This is a genomic window from Pseudovibrio sp. Ad37 (assembly GCF_001623075.1).
GTDB lineage: Bacteria > Pseudomonadota > Alphaproteobacteria > Rhizobiales > Stappiaceae > Pseudovibrio.
In genome coordinates, this window is sequence record NZ_LMCF01000078.1 from 1 (window position 1) to 22,872 (window position 22,872).

Consider the following 22,872-nt stretch of genomic DNA (forward strand, 5'->3'; position numbering starts at 1 on the left):
TCGAGAGATGGAGGAACCACTACAACACCAAACGACCCCACAGTGCTCTGGGCTACCGCCTACCTGCGACAGAGGCTATCGTACCGATAGACCAAAGGCCAGTGATGCACTAACTTTCAATCTGGACCACTCAAATGGGGCTGCTCAGCGCCCGTCCGTTTTTAGCTGTGTAAACCAATGAGAACACTGCGGATCAACGGATCAACGGATCAACGGATCAACGGATCAACGGATCAACGGATCAACGGATCAAAATTAACAACTGGAGTTGAAGATAAATATGAATAATCGCACTGATCAAATAGCGCCTTAGGGAATTCCCCTTAAGCCTGTGGAAAACAGCCCTGATGGCCACTTCGAATTAAGATTGAAGTAAATTACCCTTCAATTGCCCATGATTTAGCGCTCTCTGTCACTAGGCACTTCTAATATTAAAATCGAAATTTAAAATTTGTCAAAACATACATATCTTAAAGAATAGCTACAAAATAGCATAAGTATTTCAAAATACTTATGCCTAACTTAGACGGTGCAAATACTAATATGAGCCATGTGAGTTATTAGTATCTATTTAACGCGCGTAGATTTTCATAATTATAATTTTACATATTTATGCTTAGTTATAATTTAACGCAAAGTTAGATATGAATTTTTAACACCTCAACTCAACAACCAATACGTAATGATGAAGTAGAGTATTCTTTATTTTAAAAAATATTTCTTATTAATAAGATTATTTATTATCGTTAATATGTATCGTTAAAAAATATATTGCTAGATCAAAAATAATTATGTACCGATGATACGTACTTATCAAAAATACCCAGTTAATTTAAGGCGTTAAAAGTGGAACTACTTACTCCAATTGGGAATGAGATATGGATGGCTGATGGGCCAAATGTTGATTTCTATAGTTTTCCCTACCCCACGCGTATGGTTATTGCCCGTCTGGAGGGCGGACACCTTTGGGTGTGGTCACCGATAACAATTTCCGTAAGTCTTCGTTCCGAAATTGAAGCACTTGGTCAAGTTTCACACTTGGTGAGTCCAAATAAGATTCATCATTTGTTTCTGGCGGACTGGAAGGCAATTTGGCCTAATGCAATCCTTTGGGGGCCGAAGAGCACAATCGACAAACGCAAAGATCTCGCATTTGGTCCCGCATTGGAAGACATTCCCCCATCGGAATGGGGGCCAGATATAGACCAAGCCTGGTTTCGGGGCTCATTTATGATGGACGAAGTTGTGTTCTTTCATCGACCTTCCCGTACGGCCATCTTTGCGGATCTGATTGAATCATTTACTGAGGACTTTCTTCAAAAACATTGGAGTTGGTGGCAACGCCCGCTCGCCCATATAGACGGGATTACAGCAAAATCACCGCATGCACCCGGCGAATGGAGGTTATCGTTTACCGACCGAAGTTTTATCCGCACAGCACGCGACAAGGTTATTGACTGGGCACCGGGTCAAGTTACGGTCGCGCATGGGGAATGGTGCCAATCAGAGGGGAAAAGGTTCGTAACACGAGCTCTCGAATGGATTGATTAGCTCTAAAGCATCAGGCGTCGGCATTGGTAATGCCCATACTAAGTAATTAATAATATTACTATACATACCAACACTGACATACAACAAAATATTTTCAACTTACAAGCTACTAAGTACACATAGCGCTAATTTATCATGAAATCACATAGTATTATTAACTATTAAACTTATAGCCATCTTAATTTCAATCGAATTTTCCGAAAATAAATCCGGAAAAACACTCAAACAACATTCGAACATTCGTGATTTAAATCAACATTTGATTGGATGAGGAACATGCAACTCTCCGCAAATAGAGACTGGGTGGATTATGCTCGCATTGTTTCGGGGGTGCTTTTCATCGCCGCCGGCATCGCCAAAGCTTTCCCTCAGATTGAAGATATTGGACAGACTCTTCAGCAAATGGCCCAGGCGAATTCCGGCACTGTACTCGCCCCGTTAAGTACATTTTTGGCAACACAGTATTTGGCGGTGAATGCACTTGTGGGTGTGGCTTTTGTGGCTTCCGGTCTGGCGTTTCTAACCAGGCGTATGTTAGTTTTGGCCGCCACAGGCCAATTGATCATGTTAGCTATGTTTATTGTCTTGTTGTTTCGCTTTCAGCCATCAATCCTCGTCATTGATCTTCCGTTTATGCTAGCTGCTGCATTCGTCTTGCGGCGAGCCTTGGTCTCGCGGCAAGAACAGGTGGTTTCGGAATGAATGCTCCTGCGCACAACCAGTCGAATGCTGCCCAACGCATTGTTGTTGTGGGTGCTGGCCTTGCCGGACTAACAGCTGCTATGCATCTGAACGATGCAGGGTTTAAAGTCGAAATTCTCGAAGCCTCAAGTGAGCCGGGTGGAAACGCTTGGCTGACGACAACAGGAGGGATGCGCCAACCCACCGCCGGTTCGTGTTTTCGCTTCCCGACCCCAGGAGGGGTCGTCGAAGACCTGCTAACCCGTTTTAAGCTCAGTGGTAAATACCATTCAACCAGCACATCAATGCAGGTCCTATTTCGCACCTCCGCCCTACTACGCAATTTGCACGAAGTGATTGTTTCTTATCTGCGGCAACCTCGTTGGTTGCTTCACCCAAAAGTCTGGGGTCTCACTGGCAATCTCTTGGTCGCCGGACTGACCGGCCGGCCCCTTCTCCCGGCAAGCAAGGAACTTGGCGAACCAATTTTTGCCGACTTGTACACTTTTCTGGATCGGTTGAGCCCTGGAAAAGGCCGTTTCCCGTCGGTTCCCTGGGTTCCAGAATGCGGCATAAGCCGTGACGAAATGATGGCTTTGGACCAGATGACCATACGGCAATTCTTTTTCGATCCTGAGATGACGCACCATCTACCAAATGACCTTCAGCCTCCGCGACGGCTAGGCCAACTTGTACGTCTTGCCCTCACCACAACGCTTGAAGTGGAAGGCCTGCTGCTCGACAACTGCTCGGCCTATGTCGGATTGTACTTTCTGGTGGGATATTTGTATGGCGACCTTGTGGCGCTGTCGGGCGGGAATGGTGCCGTATCCGAAGCCTTGATCAACCATTTGCGCACTCAATCCGCCGTAAATATACAAACCGAGTCTAAGGTTGACCGCATTGATCACGATGGCTCTGCTTATCGCGTGGAATTTACGCACGCAGATCAGCAAGAAACGCTATCATGCCAAGGTGTAGTCGTCGCAACGCCCAAACACACAGCGCTCGGCATGTTCACGGAGCTTCCTGAAGAACAAAAGGCCGCAATCCGTGAAATCGAATACTCAGATTATGCCATCGCCAACGCTCGTCTAAGTGATCCTGTTTGGACGAAGTATTTCGGTGCCTATTTTATCGGAGACACACCTGACGCCGCTGCAAAGGCAGGGTTTTGCAAGGCTGGTGGTGTCGTCAATTCTACTTGGGAGGCATTCGGAGACAATCAGGGCATCGGCGGGTTTAGTATTCTCAAGCCAGTTGCTGCTCGGAAAGGTCAAGGCCAAATTACTTCCGTCAATCTAAGCGTGCTACGCAACGAAGCGGAGACTGAAGTGCGTAGGATCCTTGCAGCCATTGGCGCCAACCCCGACATTCTCGAAGATGTTACCTTGCACGTTTGGCCCAAAGGTCTTGTTTCGCCGCGCCCAGGTCAGATAGCGCGGAGGGTGTTTGAGACAGCCAGCGCTCCTTTCGGCGCCATAACATTTGCCAATCAGGATAGCATTGGCGTTGGTTGCCTTGAGTCCGCAGTCGAATCCGGAGCGTTCGCGGCACATCAGATTGCACACATTCTCAATCAAAACTCGATCCCACGCTGCGAAGTAACAAAATGACCAACTTGGGGGACTAAAATGTTCATTGTAAAACTGGACGGCCAGGCTCCGGGTGGGCGCGATATTCTTGGCGGTAAGGCCAACTCACTCAATCACATGGTCGCAGAAGGCATGCTCGTTCCTGAAGCCTTTTGCATCACAACCGAGGCATTCCGACATTTCCTCGACACCAATAAGCTAAACCAGCTAGATCACTCAGAGTTACCTGAAGCAATAAAGCAGGCAAAATTTCCAGCTGATCTGGAACAGGAATTACGCCATTCCTGTAACATGCTGGGCAACGTCTCGATAGCCGTGCGCTCTTCAGCAACGGTTGAAGATGGAGACAAAAGCTCATTTGCCGGTCAGTTTCAGACCTTCCTCAACCTCAGTGGGGCTGACGAGGTGATTACCGCAGTCAAACGCTGTTGGGCCTCGCTGTTCGATGAACATGTGCTCAGTTATGCAGAACAGCGCTCTGAAGTAGAAGAACAGCCCGTTATTGCAGTTGTCATTCAGACAATGGTTCAGGCAGAAGTCGCAGGCGTGCTCTTTACTATCGATCCGATGGGAGAAACCGAAGAATGCATGCGGATCGAAGCTTCCTGGGGCGTCGGGGAAGGTCTTGTGTCCAGTCAAGTCAGTACGGATAGTTTCCTGATCCGCCGTGAAGATCTGACGTTAGAATCCAAATCAGTGCGCTCTAAAACCATGTCGACCTTCTGCCAGCCAGACGGTGGCATTGCCTTGGTAGAAACTCCTGCCGAAAAGGTCGATGCTCAGACCTTAACGACCGAGCAAACTTCAAAACTAGTCGCAGCAGCGAATCAGCTCATGATGAGCGCTTCATATAAAGGGCAAGAACTCGATATAGAATGGGCACTGCACGATGGCGAGATGTGGATTCTACAGGCACGCCCGATCACTGCGATACATCGCTCCACGGCTAACAAGGTCTATGCGGATATCGACGAAGAAAACATCCAAATCAAAGACAATGCGCTGTTCTCACGTATGGATACCGGTGAGATCGTTACCGGTTTGATGTCTCCGCTAGGCTTGTCCTTCTGTCGTTTCTATCAAAACAACATCCATGGACCTGCCGTGAAGACCATGGGTCTGCACAAGATGCTCAAGCCCAACACCTTCATGGGTTACGTACGCGGTCACGTATATCTGAACATATCGTCCTCGGCGCATATGCTAACGCAATGCCCTCCAACTCGTGACGCTATGAAGTTTACCGCCCGCTATGCAACCAGCGATGTGGATCTTAACACCTACAAGAATCCTTATGGTGAGCCCACCAAGGGTCTGGGCTATTTCTTCAGCTCAACATACTGGCTTGCACGGCAGTTCTACAACCTGACAACTGCCGAGAAGACAGCCAAGAAGATGGAAACCTTGCGTCGTGACCGCACTGCCCACGCGTTAAGCCTCAACTTGCCAAGCATGTCGCGCGAGGAATTGAACGTTGAGCTCTCACGCATCGACGAAAACTTTCTGACGTCCTGCGCCGCTTACATGCCTTTCTTTTTACAGAGCTTCGCGCTTTATGACGCGCTTGCCGAAAAATGTAAGGAACTGTTTAAAGATCAGGGTAACGGGCTGGAGAACCGTATCAAGGCGTCACTTAATAACCTGCGTACAATTGAAGTAACACGTGCCATTCTTGATCTCACTGAAACAGTGCGGGCGCAAGCAGATTTAGCGCGTCTCATCATTGATACACCGTCCAATGATATCATTAACGCCCTCCGAGCCATTTCGAGTGGCCCCGGTTTCCTTGACGGCGAATTTTCAGCATTCCTGCGTGAATTCGGTGCACGCGGTCGCCAGGAATTCGAATTGACTATTCCTCGCTGGGCTGATGATCCACGTTACATTTTCGACGTTATCCGGCTTTATCTGACGAACGAAGTCGAGCTTGAGAAAAAAATGCAAGCTAGTGAAGCCCTTCGTGGAGATGAGACCAACCGGTTGCTGGCATCCCTCTCAGGCAAGGAGGGGTTCAGCCTGAAATTCATAATAAAGAGCTATACCAAGATGGCAGATCTGCGTGAACGTGTGCGCCCTACCTTCATCGCGGAATCGTGGTTCTATCGACGGATCATCATCGAAATGATGTCACGACTAGCCGCACGAAACGTCGTGAGCCTAAATGACCTTCCCTTTATCGATTTCAATCTCTTCCGGGACTACATGGCCGGTAAGATCACTGAGCTAGAGGCCTTCAGCAAGGACATGATCCTCGCCAATAAGCGCGAGAACTTGATCAACCTGCGTAGTGAAGAACCACCAATGAGCCTGATCGGAGGTTACGAACCCAAGCGTGCAGCAGCGCCAGAGCTGACCGGAGATGGCCAGATGAAAGGCCTCGGTGCTAGCCCAGGCATCGTAGTAGGGCCAGCGCGTGTCATCACCGACCTCCCAAAACAGGCGGCTAGCTTCCGCAAGAATGAAATTCTTGTCGCGCGCTTTACCGATGCATCCTGGACACCGCTTTTCACCCTTGCTCAGGGTGTAGTGACTGATATTGGCTCAGCTCTGTCTCACAGCTCTATTGTCGCGCGAGAGTTTGGCATTCCGGCGGTGGTTAACACCCGAATTGCCACCGCACAAATTCGTACTGGAGATACCGTCACCATAGATGGCGACGGTGGATTAGTCAGTATCGACCCCAAGACCACAATCAGTGCACCGGTAGCAGTTCAGGCAGACAAAAATCGCAACTGCATCAATGAAAGCGCTTGATATGGATGTCAGCGTCAACATTATCGTTATTACGCGAAATTCGGAGTTCTTTCGGGCCGGGGCATCTGTGATCTTAGACTTTCGCGACGACCTGTTCGAGACAATCACAATTGACAGCGATTGGGACATTCTTGCTCTAACTCCGTCTGCGCCTGGACCCCATTACAGCGCAGCCAGGGATAGGGCTGTACGCTTTCTGTCGGGATCGGGTGATCGCATTTCGCTACATGTGGTGCAATCACAAAGCCTTTCCGGAGCGCTTACTAAGCTCATGGCCCGCAGCGATGGCAGCAATGTGCATCACACTGGCATGGCTTATATCGACTACTCCGACCCCTACCATTTTGGCCGATCCATTGCTGAGATCGACCAGGATTTGCAGGAGTTTTACGGGGCTCTTCACCGTGCACAGGTTCCAGCTTTTGAGACCCCCTCCTCTACGGCAGTTTTTCAATCAGCCGAGATGCATCCCTACCAAGTGCATCCAATGAATTTTATTCGTTGCGTGCTTCCATCGGACTCCGATGTGTTACGTGCACAACTTCTAACCCTTTGGATGGATTTCTACCAACTTAGCCTTGCTAACCGGCATATCAAGTGCGGTGACAAAGGCCGCCCCACCAGCGCAATGGCTAGCTGTCTGGCAAAGTTTCTCGACAGCCGAACCGAAGGTCGTTGGGTGTTGCAGTATTACACCGGTTCACTTGTATCCAGTCTGATATCTGCTTTCGAGGATCAATCCGAGATTCGTAATTTTCCGGTACTACGCGGTCCCAGCGAGCATGCACTGGCCTGTGGAGCCATGGCCAATTGGCAGCTTTATGAAATGCCTTCGGTGACAATAATAACCTCTGGGATGGTTGACGAGTTTCGCGGTACGCTCGCTAACCTGCGCGAAACTCGCGCATGCGGTTTTGTTATCTGCGCTGAGCAAAAGCCCGCGTTGTGGTACGCCTTCCAATCCACGATTAACCCCGAATCCGACAGTCGGGATGTACTGCACGCCCGCGGCGTACCTTTTGTTTATATCGACGACCCTGCCAATCTGCAGGCCGGTATGAACCAGGCCATGCAACTATACGATGCCAATCGCGGTCCGGTGTTCATACTTGCCACACAATCAGTGATGAACGTTGTTGAAGCACCTGAAAACCTGCCCCCTCCGGCACTTGTCAGGAATGAGCCAGTTAACAATGACACGATTCTTCACCTCGCGGAGTTGATTAACAACGGGCCTGATCGCTTATTGCTTCAACCTGGCCAACTACACTCTGAAAGCGCTCGCCTTCTTGCCTCCATTGCTGAGCGAGCCGGGATTGCATTGGTGGATAGCATCATACACCCCGGAGCAATCCCAACTCATCTTAATGGGCGCCCCTGCCCCAACCATCTGGGCACATTAAGTGTCTACGGCTTCAGTGATGCTGTGTACCGCTTTTTGCATCGGGACGGACAAATTGCACCGAAAACCGAACAGACTCTGATTTTTCTAGGGGACAAGGTATCCCAGGTAGTGACGCCGTTCACCGAGAATAAGTTGCACAGGAAATTCCACATCGCACAGGTGGTGAGCGAGCACGCACTGGTGGCACCCTTTGCCGATATATCAGTTCTGATGCAACCCCATGCTGCACTAAAAGAGTTAGAAGAACGTCTGGATGTGAAGCCGGAATTGCTTGCACGCCGCCGAGACACCTTAACCGCCGCATTGAAGGGACAAGAAGACTTGTCCCGGTGTGTCCCGTCACTGCCGATGACACCGAATTTCTTTTTCGGAGCTCTCGGGCAACTCCTCACCGAAATGATCGAAACTGAAGGCTATGATTTTACGAGCTTGTTTGATGTGGGGCGCTGCGGTGTTTCAGCCATTCGCAATCTGCCTAAGACCCGAGCTGGCTTTTCTGGTTGGTATGGGCGGGCGTTGATGGGCGATGCCCATCTGGCGACGCTGGCACTGGCCGAGACCTGCCCTACAGATCTGCTGAGCTTCATAGGGGACGGTGCTTTTGCTCTTGTTCCAGATATCCTGCCTAGCTTGTTGGAAAATGCTCTGTCTAATGGCGCACGACGTAACCGAAGCGTGACAACCTTTGTACTGTGTAACAGCGGCTTGTCGGCGATCAATTCCTACCAGGAGCGTATCTTGTTTAATCGCACCTCCCGGCAGATGCGCGTTCTGAATCTGTCCCCAGAGGAAAGCGCTGGTAATTTGTGCGGTTACGAGGTGGTCAAACGCACAATCAACGTATTTGACAAGGCCGAGATACGCAAAGCGCTGAAGATGCGCGGGCGGATCAATATCTTCCATGTCAATCTCGCCCACAACAACGAAGGTGACGGGATGTCATTGGCCCATGTCAGAGGATGGCAACAAGACCAATTGCCTCGCTTTGGTGCTCGCCGGGTATCGCAAACCATCAAAGAAAGGACGTGACGCACATGCAGTTTGGTTTTGTGGCTCATCCAACCTCGGTTAATCTGAAACGATATGTCAAGATGCTCGACCTCGTACAGCGGAGCACGCAGGATTATCAATCCGGTTATTCTCAAGAGCTTTGGTCACACCAGAACCTCGTCCCGTTCATGAATTTCGACCGTATTGTCAGCGCTACTGGAGCCGAGGCATCCGGACAGGTATGCTATTTGCCACTGACCGCGAAGGAGATGCTGAAAAATCCGAGGCTTAGCCTGAAACGGGTTATTGAAGGTGCAAATGATTTTGCTGCGGATGCTGCCGATATTGTCGGGCTCGGGGGGTTTACCTCTATCGTCGGCAACCGAGGTATTGAAGTTGCAAATGTCAGCTCAATTCCGGTCACCAGCGGTAATTCACTAACCGCCTATGCTGGATACAAGGCCTTGCGGCAGGTCATGAAGTGGATGCAACTGCCTTCCGCAAATCAGCGGGTAATCATCGCAGGCTATCCCGGCTCTATCGCCCTGGTCATCACACGGCTGCTACTTGAAAGTGGCTTTGAACTGGACCTCGTGCACCGACCCGGCGCAAACCCCTCTGACTTGTTGGAACACCTTCCAGAAAAATGGCACAAGCAGGTACGCCTTAGTGGAGATATCGGGGACTTTTACAAAGACAACAGGTTTTTGGTTGCGGCAACCTCGGCAGGTGGGATCATTGACCCTAAGCGGTTGTCGCCCGGCTCAATCGTCATTGATGTCGCATTACCAAGGGACGTAGCCGAAAGCGCCGCTCTCCAGCGTGAAGATATCATCGTCATCGACGGCGGCTGCGTCACAGCAAGTGACGATGTGCGCATGGGTGGTGAATCTCTTAATATCGCGATCAAGCAGCAGCTTAATGCCTGTCTGGCAGAAACTATGGTGCTGGCCTTAGAGGGGCGTGCTGAAACCTATTCGATCGGGCGTACCCTTGATACTGACAAGGTCCTGTCTATCGGCAAGATCGCCGCAAAGCACGGATTTTTCCCTGATCCAATTTCCTCTTACGGTCGCCGGTTAGAGCCGGCAAAAGTTGCCAGTTTTCGCCGCTATCATCACACCACCTCTGTAGCACCGAGCCCGGGCGAACCAAAGATAAACGGCACAAAGTTATACTCAAATGTGCACCACGACACCGCGTTGCGTTTTCGACAGCACATCAATCCCTACCTCGCAGATTTCCTGCAGACACTGCATTGCGACCGGGTCTTTACTAAAGCCAGTGGCGTTGTTCTGACAGACAGCGAGGGTCGTGACTACCTAGATTTTGTTGCTGGATATGGTTGCCTTAACCTAGGGCATAATCCGCCCAAGGTAGTCAAGGCAGTTCAGGACTTTCTGGTTGGCGACAATCCAAACTTCGTGCAATACATCTCGATGCCCCAGCAGACATCACTGCTGGCCGAACGCCTGTGTGAGCGTGTTGGCAACGGCATGCGTCGGGTTTTCTTCTCAAACTCCGGCACCGAGGCCGTCGAAGCGGCCATCAAGCTCGCTCGCGCCGCCTCTCCCCACCATAAGATTCTGCATGCTGAGAACAGCTATCATGGCAAAACGATGGGCGCACTGTCGGTTACTGGCCGTGACAAGCATAAACGATATTTCCTTCCACTCATCCCCGGCACTTTGTGCGTACCTTTTAATGATCTTGACGCCATGGAAACGGCCATGCAGCAGAGAGACATCGCCGCCCTTGTTCTAGAACCTATCCTTGGTGAAGGCGGTGTGCACGTACCGTCCGAGGGCTATTTGCGCGGTGCACGTGAACTTTGCAACCGGTACGGTGTCATGCTGATCCTCGACGAAGTGCAAACCGGTATGGGTCGTACAGGACGCTTCCTCGCCAGCGAATGGGAAGGAGTGGATGCAGACATTCTGTGCCTATCGAAATCGCTATCAGGCGGCCTTATGCCCATCGGCGCGACACTAGCAAGCACCGAGATCTGGGATCGGGCTTATGGGACCTCTGATCGTTTCCTTGCTCACAGTTCTACTTTCGGCGGCGGTAACTTAGCCTCGACCGCCGCATTAGCAACGCTGGATGCGTTAGATGATGGAACAGTCATGGCCAACGCACATCAGGTCGGCGAGAAACTGCGCGTTGACCTTAATGCGATCTCCCAGCAGTACGATTTTATTGGAGAGATCCGCGGCAAAGGCATGATGTTGGCTGTATCCTTCGATGCCAACTTCAGTCAGGCAATATCGGCCGGAGCGCATGAATTTGCCACTCGCCTACCCGGAGACTGGCACATGACCTGGAAGTTCCTTCCAGACCAAGTTCGCAAGAACCTGCTCGACGCCATGAACCGTTTTGAAGGCACTTTGTCGGAGATGTTCTGCATGCGTTTCGTTACCAAACTGGCGATGGATCACGGCATCCTGACCTTTCTAACAGCCAACAGCTCAACCGTTATTCGCCTGCAACCCCCCTTGATCCTGTCTCAGGACCAGGCGAACCGTTTCGTGTCAGCCTTCAGGGATGTCTGCCGCGATATGTCAACTTTTCTAGACTGAGGAAATATCATTGGACAATGCACTATCCACGGTCAGCTCCACGCTCCTGTCCTTCTTCAATTCACAGGCGCTGATAGCAGCTTATGATGTTGAGATCTTTGAAGCTATTGGTGACGGTGCCACCTCCCAAGAGGTGTTCGAGCACTGCAATCTACCCGAAAGCACTGGCCACCAGCTTCTGATCGCGATGGTTGCAATGGGATTTGTGGAGTATCGCGGGGATATCTATACCCTAAAACCCGATATGGCGCCCTGCCTTCTGAAGAATGGTACCCAATATATGGGAACATTGGCTCGGCATGCGAGCAAATTTCTCTACCCCCTTTGGGCAAACAGCGCCCAAGCCATTCGCACAAACAGCAACCAGCGAAAGGAAACTTTTGGCGATGAGCGAAAATGGTTCGACATCCTCTATAGTGAACCTAACGATGTGGCTGACTTTCACGCCTTCCTTAGCGTTCTTGCTGACCCATTTGTTGAGAGTTTCCTCAAGGGTTTCAACTTCTCACCGTACAAAGCCTTCCTTGATTTAGGCTCCGGCCGTGCTGCACTGCCGCGTGCAATTCTTGCTGCCAATCCACGCCTGAATGTGGCTGTCTGCGATCTACCCGAAGCGGTAGACCACATGCGCCAGGAACTAATGTCCTCAGGCCATTCGGACCAGGTCGACGTATATATCGGAGATGTAATCAGCGGCGACTTGCCAGAAATCACCCAAGACCTTGTTCATATGGGTTGGATGTTACACGACTATAGCATCAATACGCAAAAGTGCATCCTTGCCAACGTGTTCAAGGCTCTTCCATCGGGAGCAACTTTCATCGCAAGCGAAACACCGCTTCTCGACGATGAGACCGGCCCAACATTTGTTGCATTGTTGTCAATCAACATGCTGATTTCATCCGATGGTGGCATCGAAAGTACCACTGCGCAATATCTCGACCGATTGTGTGAGGCAGGTTTTACGAATGTTCGTGCAGTCACTTTGGACGGGCCACGTACCCTTTTGATCGGCGAAAAACCTTAGATCTGGAAATTACATCATGAGACAACGCATCCTGACACTCATTATTGAGAATTACGGTTTGGGACTAGACGAACCTTTATCACTGGATACGCAGCTTCTGGAACTTAACATCATAGATTCCAGTGCGTTCTTCGACCTCATCGAAATTCTGCAGTCAGAATTCTCAGTCACAGTTCCGCTTGAAGAAATCAAGCCCGAGAACTTTGCTACTGCCAGCGATATCGCCCACATGATGAACAATTTAACAGCGTCGACTATGGCCTGACCTTTCCCCCGATCCGGAGTTCCAAGAGATGATAGATATTGACTTGACGCTGCAAAAGCAAAATTTCGATGCTGCGATTGCTCTGACAACTGAGGTGGTGCAAAAGCACACCGGATACCAGCCAGATTTGTTGACACCGGATGCGGAGTTCGAGACAGATCTCGGCGTGGATAGCATAGTCCAGATGGATATCTTCGTGGAACTGATGGAGCGCTGTAGCCTGCCGGTTAACGGGGAGCAATTGGCTAGTGTCATATCAATCCGCGACCTTACGTTGAAGGCCCTCAGTCGCTTGGAAGGTCGCCCATTACCACTGCCTCAGGTAGCTGAGTTGCACAGCAAAAGCCAGCCAGTCGAACAACTGCAGGAACTGATCGAGAGCACCGCAAGTGCAACGTTGGAAGAGAACCCTTCGCCGCTCACCGATACCCGTACAATGCGAGATTTTGCAGATCTGCCAAACCGTGATTTGTTCCACAAAGTTGGAGCCTTTCACGAGTTCTATACTCAAAAACGCGATGCTGGTCATTACTGGTACGGCATGCCACTGGAAAGCCCCTGCCAGAACCGTGCTATGATCTATGATGAGGTCGCTGGAAAAAGTCGTAAATTTCTAATGTTCGCCTCGAACAATTATCTGGGGCTGGCCAATGATCCACGCGTACTTGAAGCTATTCGCGATGCTGCTGTACGTTACGGGGCGACCAACACTGGTTGCCGTCTGATTGGCGGTTCGAATGTTTTACATCTGGAACTTGAACGCAAGCTGGCACAGTTGAAAGGCACCGAAGATTCTATTGTCTTTCCATCTGGTTACTCTGCCAATCTGGGTACGATCTCTGCACTGCTGACCAATCGAGACATCGTTTACACTGATGCAATAAACCACATGAGCATTCAGGACGGCTGCAAGCTATCGGGGGCACAGCGGCGCATCTATAAGCATAGTCTCAGTTCGCTTGAGCGCACTCTGGAGCGCAGTGCGGATCACGATGGTGGCCGCTTGATTGTGAGTGATGGCGTTTTCTCGATGCATGGCGATATTGTGGACCTTCCGCGCCTCTTGAGCATCGCCAAGAAATATGACGCAAAACTTCTGATTGATGACGCACATTCCACTGGGGTTCTGGGTGCAACCGGCTCAGGAACCTCAGAACACTTCGGTCTCAAGGGCCAGATCGATCTGGAACTGGGTACCTTTTCAAAAACGCTGGCTGGTGTCGGTGGTTTTGTGGCTGCGCGTGCTGATGTGGTGGAATACCTCCGCTTCTACGCCAACTCCTATGTCTTTGCCGCAACCATTCCCGCACATGTCGCAGCTGGACTTATCCAGTCAATCGACTTGATGATAAAGGAGCCAGAGCGGCTTAAGACGCTGTGGCGTAACATTGATCATCTCAAAGGCAAGCTGCTTCGAGCAGGATTCAATCTTGGGGATACCCAAAGCGCTATCCTCCCAATCGTTATTGGTGATGACCAGTTGACACTGAAGTTTGGTCAAGCCGTGCGACATCGGGGCATGTTCTGTCAAACGGTGGTCTTTCCCGGTGTTGCTGTTGGTGATGCACGTTTGCGTATCTCAGTTACATCAGAGCACACCGTAGAGGATCTGGATCAGGCAGCTGACATTCTGATCGAAAGCGCACGCGAAACCGGGGTCACAACCGATGAATGAGCCAACTTTTTTTCCCGTCATTGACGGGTTGCGAGAGAGCGCCAGCCATACGCCAGATGCGATCGCAATATTGGGCGACGCACCTTTGACCTATAAAGAACTGCACGCATCTGCTTGTTGCATTGCAGCGCGCGTACAGGCAGAGGGGATAGCGCCGGGTGCACGTCTGGCCATCTGGTTGCGAAAGGGAAACCATGCTGTTTCGGCCATTTGGGGAGCCCTTGAGGCTGGGCTGGCCTATGTGCCGCTTGACCCCGGACAACCCGGCGAGCGCGCTATGCGCATACTTCAAGAAGCACAGCCAGAAGTCCTTGTTATTACGCCTGATCTACTATCACATTTACCCGGGGCGTTACCTGATAGCGTAAAGCTTGTCTTGCTGAGCGGGGCCGGAACTTGTGATAACAATCCTCAGTTGCCAGTCCCAGCCGATTGGATATCAGATCTTCCCCCCACAAAGCATTTACCGTTTGACGCCACCCCGGACGCAATTGCGGCAGTATTGTTCACCTCTGGTTCCACAGGAACGCCCAAGGGTGTACAAATGTCATGCCGCAACCTTGCAACCTTCATCGGTTGGGCCATCGAGGAGCTGGGGCTTGGACAGGACGACGTCTTCGCCAATCATGCGAGCTTTCATTTCGATCTGTCTACATTTGATTTGTTCGCGGCAGCGCATGTTGGTGCTTCTGTGTGGCTGGTGCCGACACCAGACCAATCAAACATCATCGCAATTGCTGACGGACTCAAGAAACATGCCGTCACAACCATTTATGCAGTTCCTTCGATCCTAACGATGCTGACACGAGCGGGTCAGCTTAGTCCGGAAATGCTGCCCTCTTTGCGCCGTGTGCTGTTTGCCGGTGAGGTCTTTCCGATCCAGAGCCTACGTAAATTGATCACGCAAGTCTCTGATAAATGCGACCTTTATAACTTTTATGGACCGACGGAGACAAATGTCTGCACATATTACAAGGTGCGTCAGGAAGACGTGTACCGGGACACCTCAGTCCCCATTGGTCAACCTTTGCCCGGGCAAACGGCTCTTGTGATTGACCCCAAAACTGACCAACCTATTGCAAATGGCATCAAGGGAGAGCTTGTGATTGAAGGCTCGCTTGTAACGCCCGGTTACTTGAATCCACCCAATGACCGTATACGCAAAGCACATGCCTCAGGACGCCATCCAACAGGAGATGTTGTCTCAAGGGAAGATGACGTTTTAGTGTACCATGGTCGCACTGACAGGATTGTTAAAATTCAGGGCAATCGAGTGGAACTGGGGGAAATTGAAGCTGCGCTTCTGCACCATAAGCAAGTGCGCCAATCGGTCGTTGTTCCACTACAGAGCCCGCGTGGGGCCGAACTCGTAGCATTTGTCGCCTGCGATACAGACGAAAACAAACCGGGAGCCCTTGATTTGCTCAACGAGCTTCGAGAGTATTTGCCGCGCTACATGCTGCCAAAACATGTGAAAATCATGCCTGCCCTTCCTCGAACCTCAAACGGAAAAACAGACTTCGTTCATCTAAAACGCATCGCGGAAGACAGCCTGATACATCCTGATTTGAGCCCAAGAGAGGGTGTACCGTTATGACCTGCACCACAGGTCTTCAGATTGTTACACCAGAAGATCCCATCGCTATTGTGGCGGCCCGACATTGCGAGGTTGAACAAGTCGCCAAGTATCCGGTTCAGCGACTGGCCCGCTGTAATCAAAGTGTCTCTGACGCTGCGTCTGCACTTCACGTCAGACTTCTCGCCCCTGCTCCCTGTGCTCCTGCAGAGTTTCGCATTCCACCCATATATGAGCGTGCGGTTTCTGCATTAACACTTAACCTGCTTTGGCTCGTACGTCAGTCGAAGCAGGATCTCAATGCAGGCAAATTCAACTGCGATCCCAAACGTTCTGACGTCATTATCGGTGTTTGCGGAGGGTTCGATTCAACTCTCCGTAACGCACTTAAAGTCTCAGGTGTGACTGAGCTTGCGGGCGAGTACGAAAGCCAAGTTTTGGCTGGAAAGCGGGCTTTGCATGCCCACTTTGGCTCAACCACCCACGACAAAGTGGGCGAAATGGCCAGTATCATAGCCGCACGTATGGGGCTTGAGCTTGGCACAAACGGCCGTATTCTAGCATTGGAAAGCGCTGAGGCAACCACCTATTGCGCATTTGAAACCGCCATTCTCGGCCTTCTTGAAGGCGCATCCGACATGGCGTGGGTTGGTGTTGGACAGCGCATAGAAGGTGCGCATATGGCACAGGCCCTCGCGTCACACTTAGGCGGCGATAAAGTGTTTAATGAAGGTGCAAGCCTTTATGGCCTGCGCCGTCTGAAAGATGCTCAACGTGACGGCGATGAAATAATTGCGGTGCTCGACGGAATGGCCTGCACTCATTCCAGAAGCAACAGCCCGCAGGCATTTCAGGAGTTGTCAGAGAGACTGAGTGCACCAAGGCAAGTTGCCGTATGTGATCACAGCGCAGCGGCGATAGGCCTTGCGAAGCCCGAGAGTTATGGGCTAGCTCACAGCGGTGCCGATGCCATTAATGCGGCCCTTTCGACGATACATCACCAAAGCCCGACGACTATATTCGGTCAAAGTCTTTATGAGCACGTCTGGGCTTTGCGCCTACGTGCTTATAACAACGAGCCTGTGCCTGCACGGGTCAAAGCACAGCAGAGTGATCTGATTGCAATTGTCGGTCTTGGTGCGAGCTACGGGCCATTTGATGGGCTGGAAACAGTTACAGAGGCTTTTCAGGTGGGCCGTGATGGAATTGCCCCTCTTAGCGCAACAGCTCTTCCTCGCACAACCACATTTGATGTTAATCGCACAGTCCCTCTTTCGAGCTATGCAGAGCTTGGGAGCGAAACTCAATCTGCGATTGTTCAGCAAGCAACATCCCGCACATCGTCTTTTCCAGACAAAGTCCATGCCCTTGCGATGCAAGTTGGGGCAGAAGCCCTTTCTCAGGTGGTATCCGAAGACACCGAGCAGCTGTGCCACTCGGTTCGGTGGTCGATTATCGTTGCTACTCAACTTTGCAGTACCTTGGAACGAGCAGTATCCAACGAAACGCATTGGCCAGAACTGAGCAAGGTGCTTAGCCTTGCCGAACGTGACAACCAGTTAGACTCTGTTTCACTGGAAGCAATGCTGCCCGGCAACATCGCCCACAGCTTGTCAGAGGCCCATAAGCTAAATGCCAAAGCTATGGCTATTGAAAGCGCGTGTGCCTCGTCACTTGCTGCTCTGGAAACAGCGGTACGTCAACTCCGTCAGAACCTTTGCGATGCCGTGCTTGTGGTGGCGTCCGAATTACCCAACAACCCACGTGACCTGACGCTCTGCTCCGCCCAACGTATGCTTTCGGCTGACAAGATTTCCCCCTTTACCGATCAGGCAGATGGATTTTCTCCCGGCGACGGTGCGGGAGCTGTTGTGTTGCGTCGATTACCAGATGCACAGGCAGAAAAGCAGACAATACTCGGCTTAATTCGTGGCATTGGCGGATCATCCGATGCGGTTTCCTTTACCGCGCCCGACCCTCGTGGGCAGATTGCAGCAATGAAACGCGCTTTGCAAAATGCTGCAATGGAACCAGACCACGTTGGGTATATCGAAACACACGGAACCGGGACTCAGCGCGGTGACGCGATAGAAATCAAAGCGCTCAATGAAGTTTATGGCGGTCATAGGAAAATTGGCCTTGGATCCGTCAAGTCGTTGGTTGGTCACAGTTTTGCCGCTGCTGGTCTTGCCGGCTTGATCCGTGCTCTGGGTGCTGTGAACACAGCACAGTACCCACCAACTATCCTTCGGGGATCCTTGTCGCATGGCTTAGATCAACAGCAAGGATCTTGGCAAATTAGTAACATCCCCCTCCCCTGGGTAAATAACGGCACATTGCGATGCGCTGCTGTGAATTCATTGGGCACAGGCGGAACAAACTTTCACATGATCGTCGAAGCTGCTCCTGAGCCTTCGACCGAATTTACGGAGAACGTATGAAACTGATCGTTCACAAAATTCGTTTGCTTGACCAATCACTTGCAACGCGTTTCGAAGACTGGGTTATCAACACCGACTATCCGACATGCCCGAAATTGCCGAGTGTGGTCGGGTTTTCCGTGCAGAGGGCGGACCCGGGATTGGACTTCGACTATTATGAAGTGATTACCGTGACATCCCAGAATGAATTTGAGAAGGACATGGCCACCAAAGGTTTCATGGCTCTGGTCGAGATGTTCTCAGAAATGGCAGAGGTTGTTGAGGAGATAGCAGGCACACGATTAGGCGACGGGTATCGCAGGGAGTGACCGACATGCACAAATCCTCAGCAATCGGCAGATTGGTTCTTGGTGATCTAACTATTTTTGTGCTCAACACATCTTGCCTCTCTTCGTGTTTGCAGCAACTGTCGGATCAAGTACTAAGCGATGCTGAGAGATACTTGTGGTCCTCCTTCCCACACAAGCGCAAGCGGCGGGAATGGATGGCGGGGCGACTAGCTGCCAAAATTGCTGTGCAGGAAACCCTTGTCGGTCAGAGTAAAACAGACTGGTCACTTCGTGATATTTCCGTCATGCCTGCAAAGGGACGTAGCGGACCCGTAAAATCACCAATTGGCGGATATTTGAGCCTCTCACATTCAGGTGCTTTCGCTGCAGCAGTGCACGCAGACAGGCCTGTTGGGCTTGATATCGAGCGTTTCCACGCATTTTCGCTACCCAGTCTGAACTATTTTCTAACGCTGCAAGAAATCGCATGCATTGAGACCTACGGATATTGCGACCATTACCTGACTTTAATCTGGAGCATCAAGGAAGCTGTACTCAAAGCCCGACAAACATCAAACCTGTCTGAGATGCGAGAAATAGAGTGTCGAGGCTGGAGTCTGACACGTGAGATTAGTGTTTACGAGCGTGGCGAGCGAATACCGAATGTACATTTCGGCTACTGGAGCAAATATGCCATCGCAACTGCCGGGAGTAATGGCGAGAGGAGGAGCGTGGAGTGACCGCTGTTCACGATATCATATATCGCGCACTAGACATTGCGCGCTGGGCGCCATCCTCACATAATTCGCAGCCATGGCGTGTGGAATTTACTTCACCAGACCACACCGTGCCTGCGAAACTGTGTATTGGCATTGACAATGCGACACGATTACGTGCGCTCGTCACCCTGGAGGATGAGATGATGATCAGTCTGGGGCTTTTCATCGGATTATTCGTCCGTGCACTCGACGTCGCTGGACTCAGCTACGCGTGCAAGCGGCTGTCGCAAAGTGATGTTGAAGTTTACGTATGTGAACACGGTAAAGCGAGACCTGAGGCACTGGACCAATTTGAAGCGATTGTCTGTCAACGGCACACCAATCGCTCGCCATACATTCGCGTTGCGCTTGACGCGGATCAGATAGCATCTCTTCGTAAACAAAGTTGGGCTCCATTAAGGATAGGCAAGCATGCATCGGTGATGCTGTTTCTAGATGATGCATCAATCGAACAAACGGCAGATCTCGTAGCAAAGCATGCTGCCTTGGATTTCGCCAACCACAGCGCATGGGCGGAAACTTATGCCCATATTCACTTTGTAGCGGCAAAAATGTTCCAACGAGGGCGTGGATTTTCCATTGAATCCCTGATGGGGCGCATGTCGTCGAAAAGACGTAAATTACTCCAGTTTATATTGCATCCGCTTTCCATGCGCATATTTACCCTCTTTGGTCTTCCCAGAAAATTGGCAACGAGCCTAGCAGATTTGACCCGCCATTCATCTGGGATTTTGGTTTTGGAAACACCATCAGAATTCTCCAGCTGCTGGGATCTGGTCGAAACAGGCAATCGACTAGCCGAACTATGGATCACTGCCACACAAAACAAAATCCAGCTGCATCCATTAAGCGTTTTATTACAGCACGACTTACCGAAACAACAACTTAAGCAAAGCCTTGGATTGTCCACCAAACCTGTATTTGTTGCACGGATAGGTATCGCTCCAAATTCTGACATACCAACACCGCGCGTTCCGACAAGCAGTTTGCTGTCAAAGCCGACACAGGCACATCCTTTTTAGCAATAAATTAAACAGAGAACAGACATGGATTTCGCGCCAAAACCCGAACAGCAAGAACGTAACGCCCACCTCGAACGTTTCGCGCAGGAAATTGCACGATCCACAACAGCCGGCGACAATTTTGATCACGTATTGTGGCGACAACTCTGTGAGATCGGACTAGCTGGGTTGCCTATTCCACAAGACTATGGCGGCACAGGACTTAGCGCACTTGAAACGATCCAGAGTTTTGAAACCGTTGCCCGTCACATCGGTGATCTTGGTCTCTTGTTCTCTCTTAGCGCACATCTGTTTGCTTGTGTGATTCCAGTTTGGTATGGCGGCTCTGATGATATCAAACAACGATGGCTTGGCCTCTTGGCGCAGGGCGATCTTATTGCCGCAAATGCTGTATCTGAAGAGAATGCAGGTTCGGATGTTTTTAGTATGATCACCAGCGCCAAACCATGCGGAGATCATTACGTCCTGAATGGTGCGAAGAGGTTTATCACTAATGCCCCGATAGCAGATGTATTGATCACCTATGCCCGAACGGATTCGAGCTCATCCTTCTTTGGATTGAGCTGTTTTCTTATTCCCAGTGACACTCCGGGTATAATCATAACACCTGAACAGCCTAAAGCTGGCTTGACGTCAAGCCCTTGGGGAAGCGTATATTTTGATGATTGCCGAGTAGATCAGAGCCTTCGGGTCGGAGCCGAAGGTTCAGGTGCAACATTATTTCATAAAAGCATGATCTGGGAAAGATGTTGTCTATTTTCGATATACATCGGCGCAATGGAACGCATTTATCAGCTTTGCCTTGAACACGCCCGAACACGCATGCAATTTGGTCGTAAGATCGGGGAAAATCAGGCAATCTCGGACCGAATTGTCAATATGAGTGTTCGAATTGAGACTGCCCGGCTGTTACTTTATAAGTCTGCCTGGCAGTATGATCAGGGGCAGCCTTGCGAACAGACCACCGCGCTTAGCAAAATTTGGATATCGGAATCCGCCGTGAAAATCGGGGAAGATGCTGTGCAGATTTTTGGCGGTGAAGCCATGATTAGAGGTCACCCCGTAAATCGGTTTATTAACGATGCGCTGCCTTCCCGCATTTTCTCTGGCAGCTCAGAAATTCAACGCGAAATTGTCGCGCGTGCAATGAAGCTGCGCTGATTAAACAGACCAAGGATTAGACATATGTCACATACGATTTGGCTACTGATAGCAAACACCGCGCTTTTTACATCACTAGGATTCATTTCGGCACTTCGCACCGGTGATACACGTTGGCCTTTTATATATGGGTTTTTCTCGATACTACCGGCAACGATAATTCTTGCATGGTATGGAGAGGGCGCTGAATGGCGGCGGATTTTGATTACTGTACTCGTCTTCATATATGTCGCCCGTATGCTATATACATTACTAGCTTGGTTTGGAGCTACAGGAGCAGCAAAGCTCAAAGATCAGACACCTACGGTCGCCCTTGTTGGGTTGCCAATTATTCTTGTGCCGATTTTCTCTTGGGTTTATCCTCTTCCGTTTTTCTGGGCTATGGATAGAGCTGATACTTTTGACAGCTTTGATGTAATCGCTCTCCTATCGTATTCAGTTGGTACGGTGTTCCATTTTGGAGCTGATCTCCAGAAATGGAGATATAGACAAAATTCCGAAAATAAGGGCAAGTTGCTGCAAAAGGGATTTTGGGGAATGTCCCGGCATCCAAATTACTTTGGTGACTTCTTGATCTACTGTTCTTTCGCTGCCATCTCTGTGACGCCTTGGGGGTTAGTCTCACCCGCAATAAATCTCTTACAGTATGCATTTGACGCAATTCCCAAGAATGAAAGCGGAGCAAAAAAACAGTACGGTGATGTGTGGGCTACCTATGCTGAAACTACACCTATCTTTTTCCCCTTTCGGCGATACCAAACCTGAGGCTATTTCTGCTAAATGAATGCCTTTTGAGCCTCCCCCTGAGCAGCCCCATTTGAGTGGTCCAGATTGAAAGTTAGTGCATCACTGGCCTTTGGTCTATCGGTACGATAGCCTCTGTCGCAGGTGGGCGGTAGCCCAGAGCACTGTGGGGTCGTTTGGTGTTGTAGTGGTTCCTCCATCTCTCGATGATTATTTGGGCTTCGCGCAGTGTGAGCCTCCCCCTTTGAAGTGGTCCACGCCTATAGTTAGGAAACCGGAGGACCATAGATGGCTATCAAGCGCCCCAAACCTGAAGATATTGTTGTGAAGTTACGGCAGGTTGAAGTTCTGATGGGGC

At 50.5% G+C, this 22,872-nt stretch carries 17 protein-coding genes and 1 pseudogene; 17 read left to right on the top strand and 1 reads right to left on the bottom strand.

Translation table 11 applies throughout. The features are described from left to right. The 17 genes from PsAD37_RS27535 to PsAD37_RS12955 form a co-directional block, all read left to right on the top strand. Positions 1-113 (top strand): integrase core domain-containing protein (locus PsAD37_RS27535; RefSeq protein ID WP_153039739.1); only part of this gene is annotated, 113 nt, incomplete at its 5' end. Between the two features lie 769 nt (positions 114-882). Continuing rightward, positions 883-1,551, top strand: coding sequence for a DUF4336 domain-containing protein (locus tag PsAD37_RS12880; RefSeq protein WP_063296487.1), 669 nt, complete (start codon positions 883-885; stop codon positions 1,549-1,551). Between the two features lie 276 nt (positions 1,552-1,827). Beyond that, positions 1,828-2,253: a DUF6041 domain-containing protein gene (locus PsAD37_RS12885; protein ID WP_063296488.1), complete on the top strand. Its 426-nt coding sequence runs from the start codon at positions 1,828-1,830 to the stop codon at positions 2,251-2,253. Next, positions 2,250-3,848 (top strand): FAD-dependent oxidoreductase, encoded by a 1,599-nt coding sequence (locus PsAD37_RS12890; RefSeq protein ID WP_063296489.1) that lies wholly within the window; start codon positions 2,250-2,252, stop codon positions 3,846-3,848. Before PsAD37_RS12885 ends, PsAD37_RS12890 begins: the two co-directional genes overlap by 4 nt. A gap of 18 nt (positions 3,849-3,866) precedes the next feature. After that, on the top strand, positions 3,867-6,581 hold the full coding sequence (locus PsAD37_RS12895) for a PEP/pyruvate-binding domain-containing protein (RefSeq protein ID WP_084407764.1): 2,715 nt from the start codon (positions 3,867-3,869) through the stop codon (positions 6,579-6,581). Further along, the gene (locus PsAD37_RS12900; RefSeq protein ID WP_153039740.1) at positions 6,568-9,015 is read left to right on the top strand and encodes a thiamine pyrophosphate-dependent enzyme; all 2,448 of its coding nucleotides are present in this window, start codon (positions 6,568-6,570) and stop codon (positions 9,013-9,015) included. The genes PsAD37_RS12895 and PsAD37_RS12900 overlap by 14 nt, the downstream gene beginning before the upstream one ends. Next, positions 8,946-11,555, top strand: a complete 2,610-nt coding sequence (locus tag PsAD37_RS12905; RefSeq protein WP_206600072.1) for an aminotransferase class III-fold pyridoxal phosphate-dependent enzyme — start codon at positions 8,946-8,948, stop codon at positions 11,553-11,555. The genes PsAD37_RS12900 and PsAD37_RS12905 overlap by 70 nt, the downstream gene beginning before the upstream one ends. Before the next feature lie 10 nt (positions 11,556-11,565). Further along, the gene (locus tag PsAD37_RS12910) at positions 11,566-12,582 is read left to right on the top strand and encodes a methyltransferase (protein ID WP_063296491.1); all 1,017 of its coding nucleotides are present in this window, start codon (positions 11,566-11,568) and stop codon (positions 12,580-12,582) included. A 16-nt stretch (positions 12,583-12,598) separates the two neighbouring features. Next, positions 12,599-12,847: an acyl carrier protein gene (locus PsAD37_RS12915; RefSeq protein WP_063296492.1), complete on the top strand. Its 249-nt coding sequence runs from the start codon at positions 12,599-12,601 to the stop codon at positions 12,845-12,847. A gap of 28 nt (positions 12,848-12,875) precedes the next feature. Further along, positions 12,876-14,522, top strand: coding sequence for an aminotransferase class I/II-fold pyridoxal phosphate-dependent enzyme (locus tag PsAD37_RS12920; protein ID WP_084407766.1), 1,647 nt, complete (start codon positions 12,876-12,878; stop codon positions 14,520-14,522). Continuing rightward, positions 14,515-16,119 (top strand): amino acid adenylation domain-containing protein, encoded by a 1,605-nt coding sequence (locus tag PsAD37_RS12925; protein WP_063296493.1) that lies wholly within the window; start codon positions 14,515-14,517, stop codon positions 16,117-16,119. Before PsAD37_RS12920 ends, PsAD37_RS12925 begins: the two co-directional genes overlap by 8 nt. After that, complete coding sequence (locus tag PsAD37_RS12930; protein ID WP_063296494.1) at positions 16,116-18,539, top strand: beta-ketoacyl synthase N-terminal-like domain-containing protein; 2,424 nt, start codon at positions 16,116-16,118, stop codon at positions 18,537-18,539. The genes PsAD37_RS12925 and PsAD37_RS12930 overlap by 4 nt, the downstream gene beginning before the upstream one ends. After that, entirely contained in the window at positions 18,536-18,847 is a 312-nt protein-coding gene (locus tag PsAD37_RS12935) for a hypothetical protein (protein ID WP_063296495.1), read from the top strand. Before PsAD37_RS12930 ends, PsAD37_RS12935 begins: the two co-directional genes overlap by 4 nt. Before the next feature lie 176 nt (positions 18,848-19,023). Further along, positions 19,024-19,548, top strand: a complete 525-nt coding sequence (locus PsAD37_RS12940; protein ID WP_193778264.1) for a 4'-phosphopantetheinyl transferase superfamily protein — start codon at positions 19,024-19,026, stop codon at positions 19,546-19,548. After that, positions 19,545-20,609, top strand: a complete 1,065-nt coding sequence (locus PsAD37_RS12945) for a hypothetical protein (protein WP_063296497.1) — start codon at positions 19,545-19,547, stop codon at positions 20,607-20,609. The genes PsAD37_RS12940 and PsAD37_RS12945 overlap by 4 nt, the downstream gene beginning before the upstream one ends. A 24-nt stretch (positions 20,610-20,633) precedes the next feature. Beyond that, positions 20,634-21,770: an acyl-CoA dehydrogenase family protein gene (locus tag PsAD37_RS12950; RefSeq protein ID WP_063296498.1), complete on the top strand. Its 1,137-nt coding sequence runs from the start codon at positions 20,634-20,636 to the stop codon at positions 21,768-21,770. Between the two features lie 24 nt (positions 21,771-21,794). Next, complete coding sequence (locus tag PsAD37_RS12955; RefSeq protein ID WP_063296499.1) at positions 21,795-22,535, top strand: DUF1295 domain-containing protein; 741 nt, start codon at positions 21,795-21,797, stop codon at positions 22,533-22,535. A 73-nt stretch (positions 22,536-22,608) separates the two neighbouring features. On the opposite strand, the pseudogene PsAD37_RS27540 reads toward PsAD37_RS12955, so the two are convergent. Then, positions 22,609-22,746 (bottom strand): annotated as a pseudogene (locus PsAD37_RS27540) (integrase core domain-containing protein); the annotation flags it as partial. Positions 22,747-22,872 lie beyond the last annotated feature (126 nt).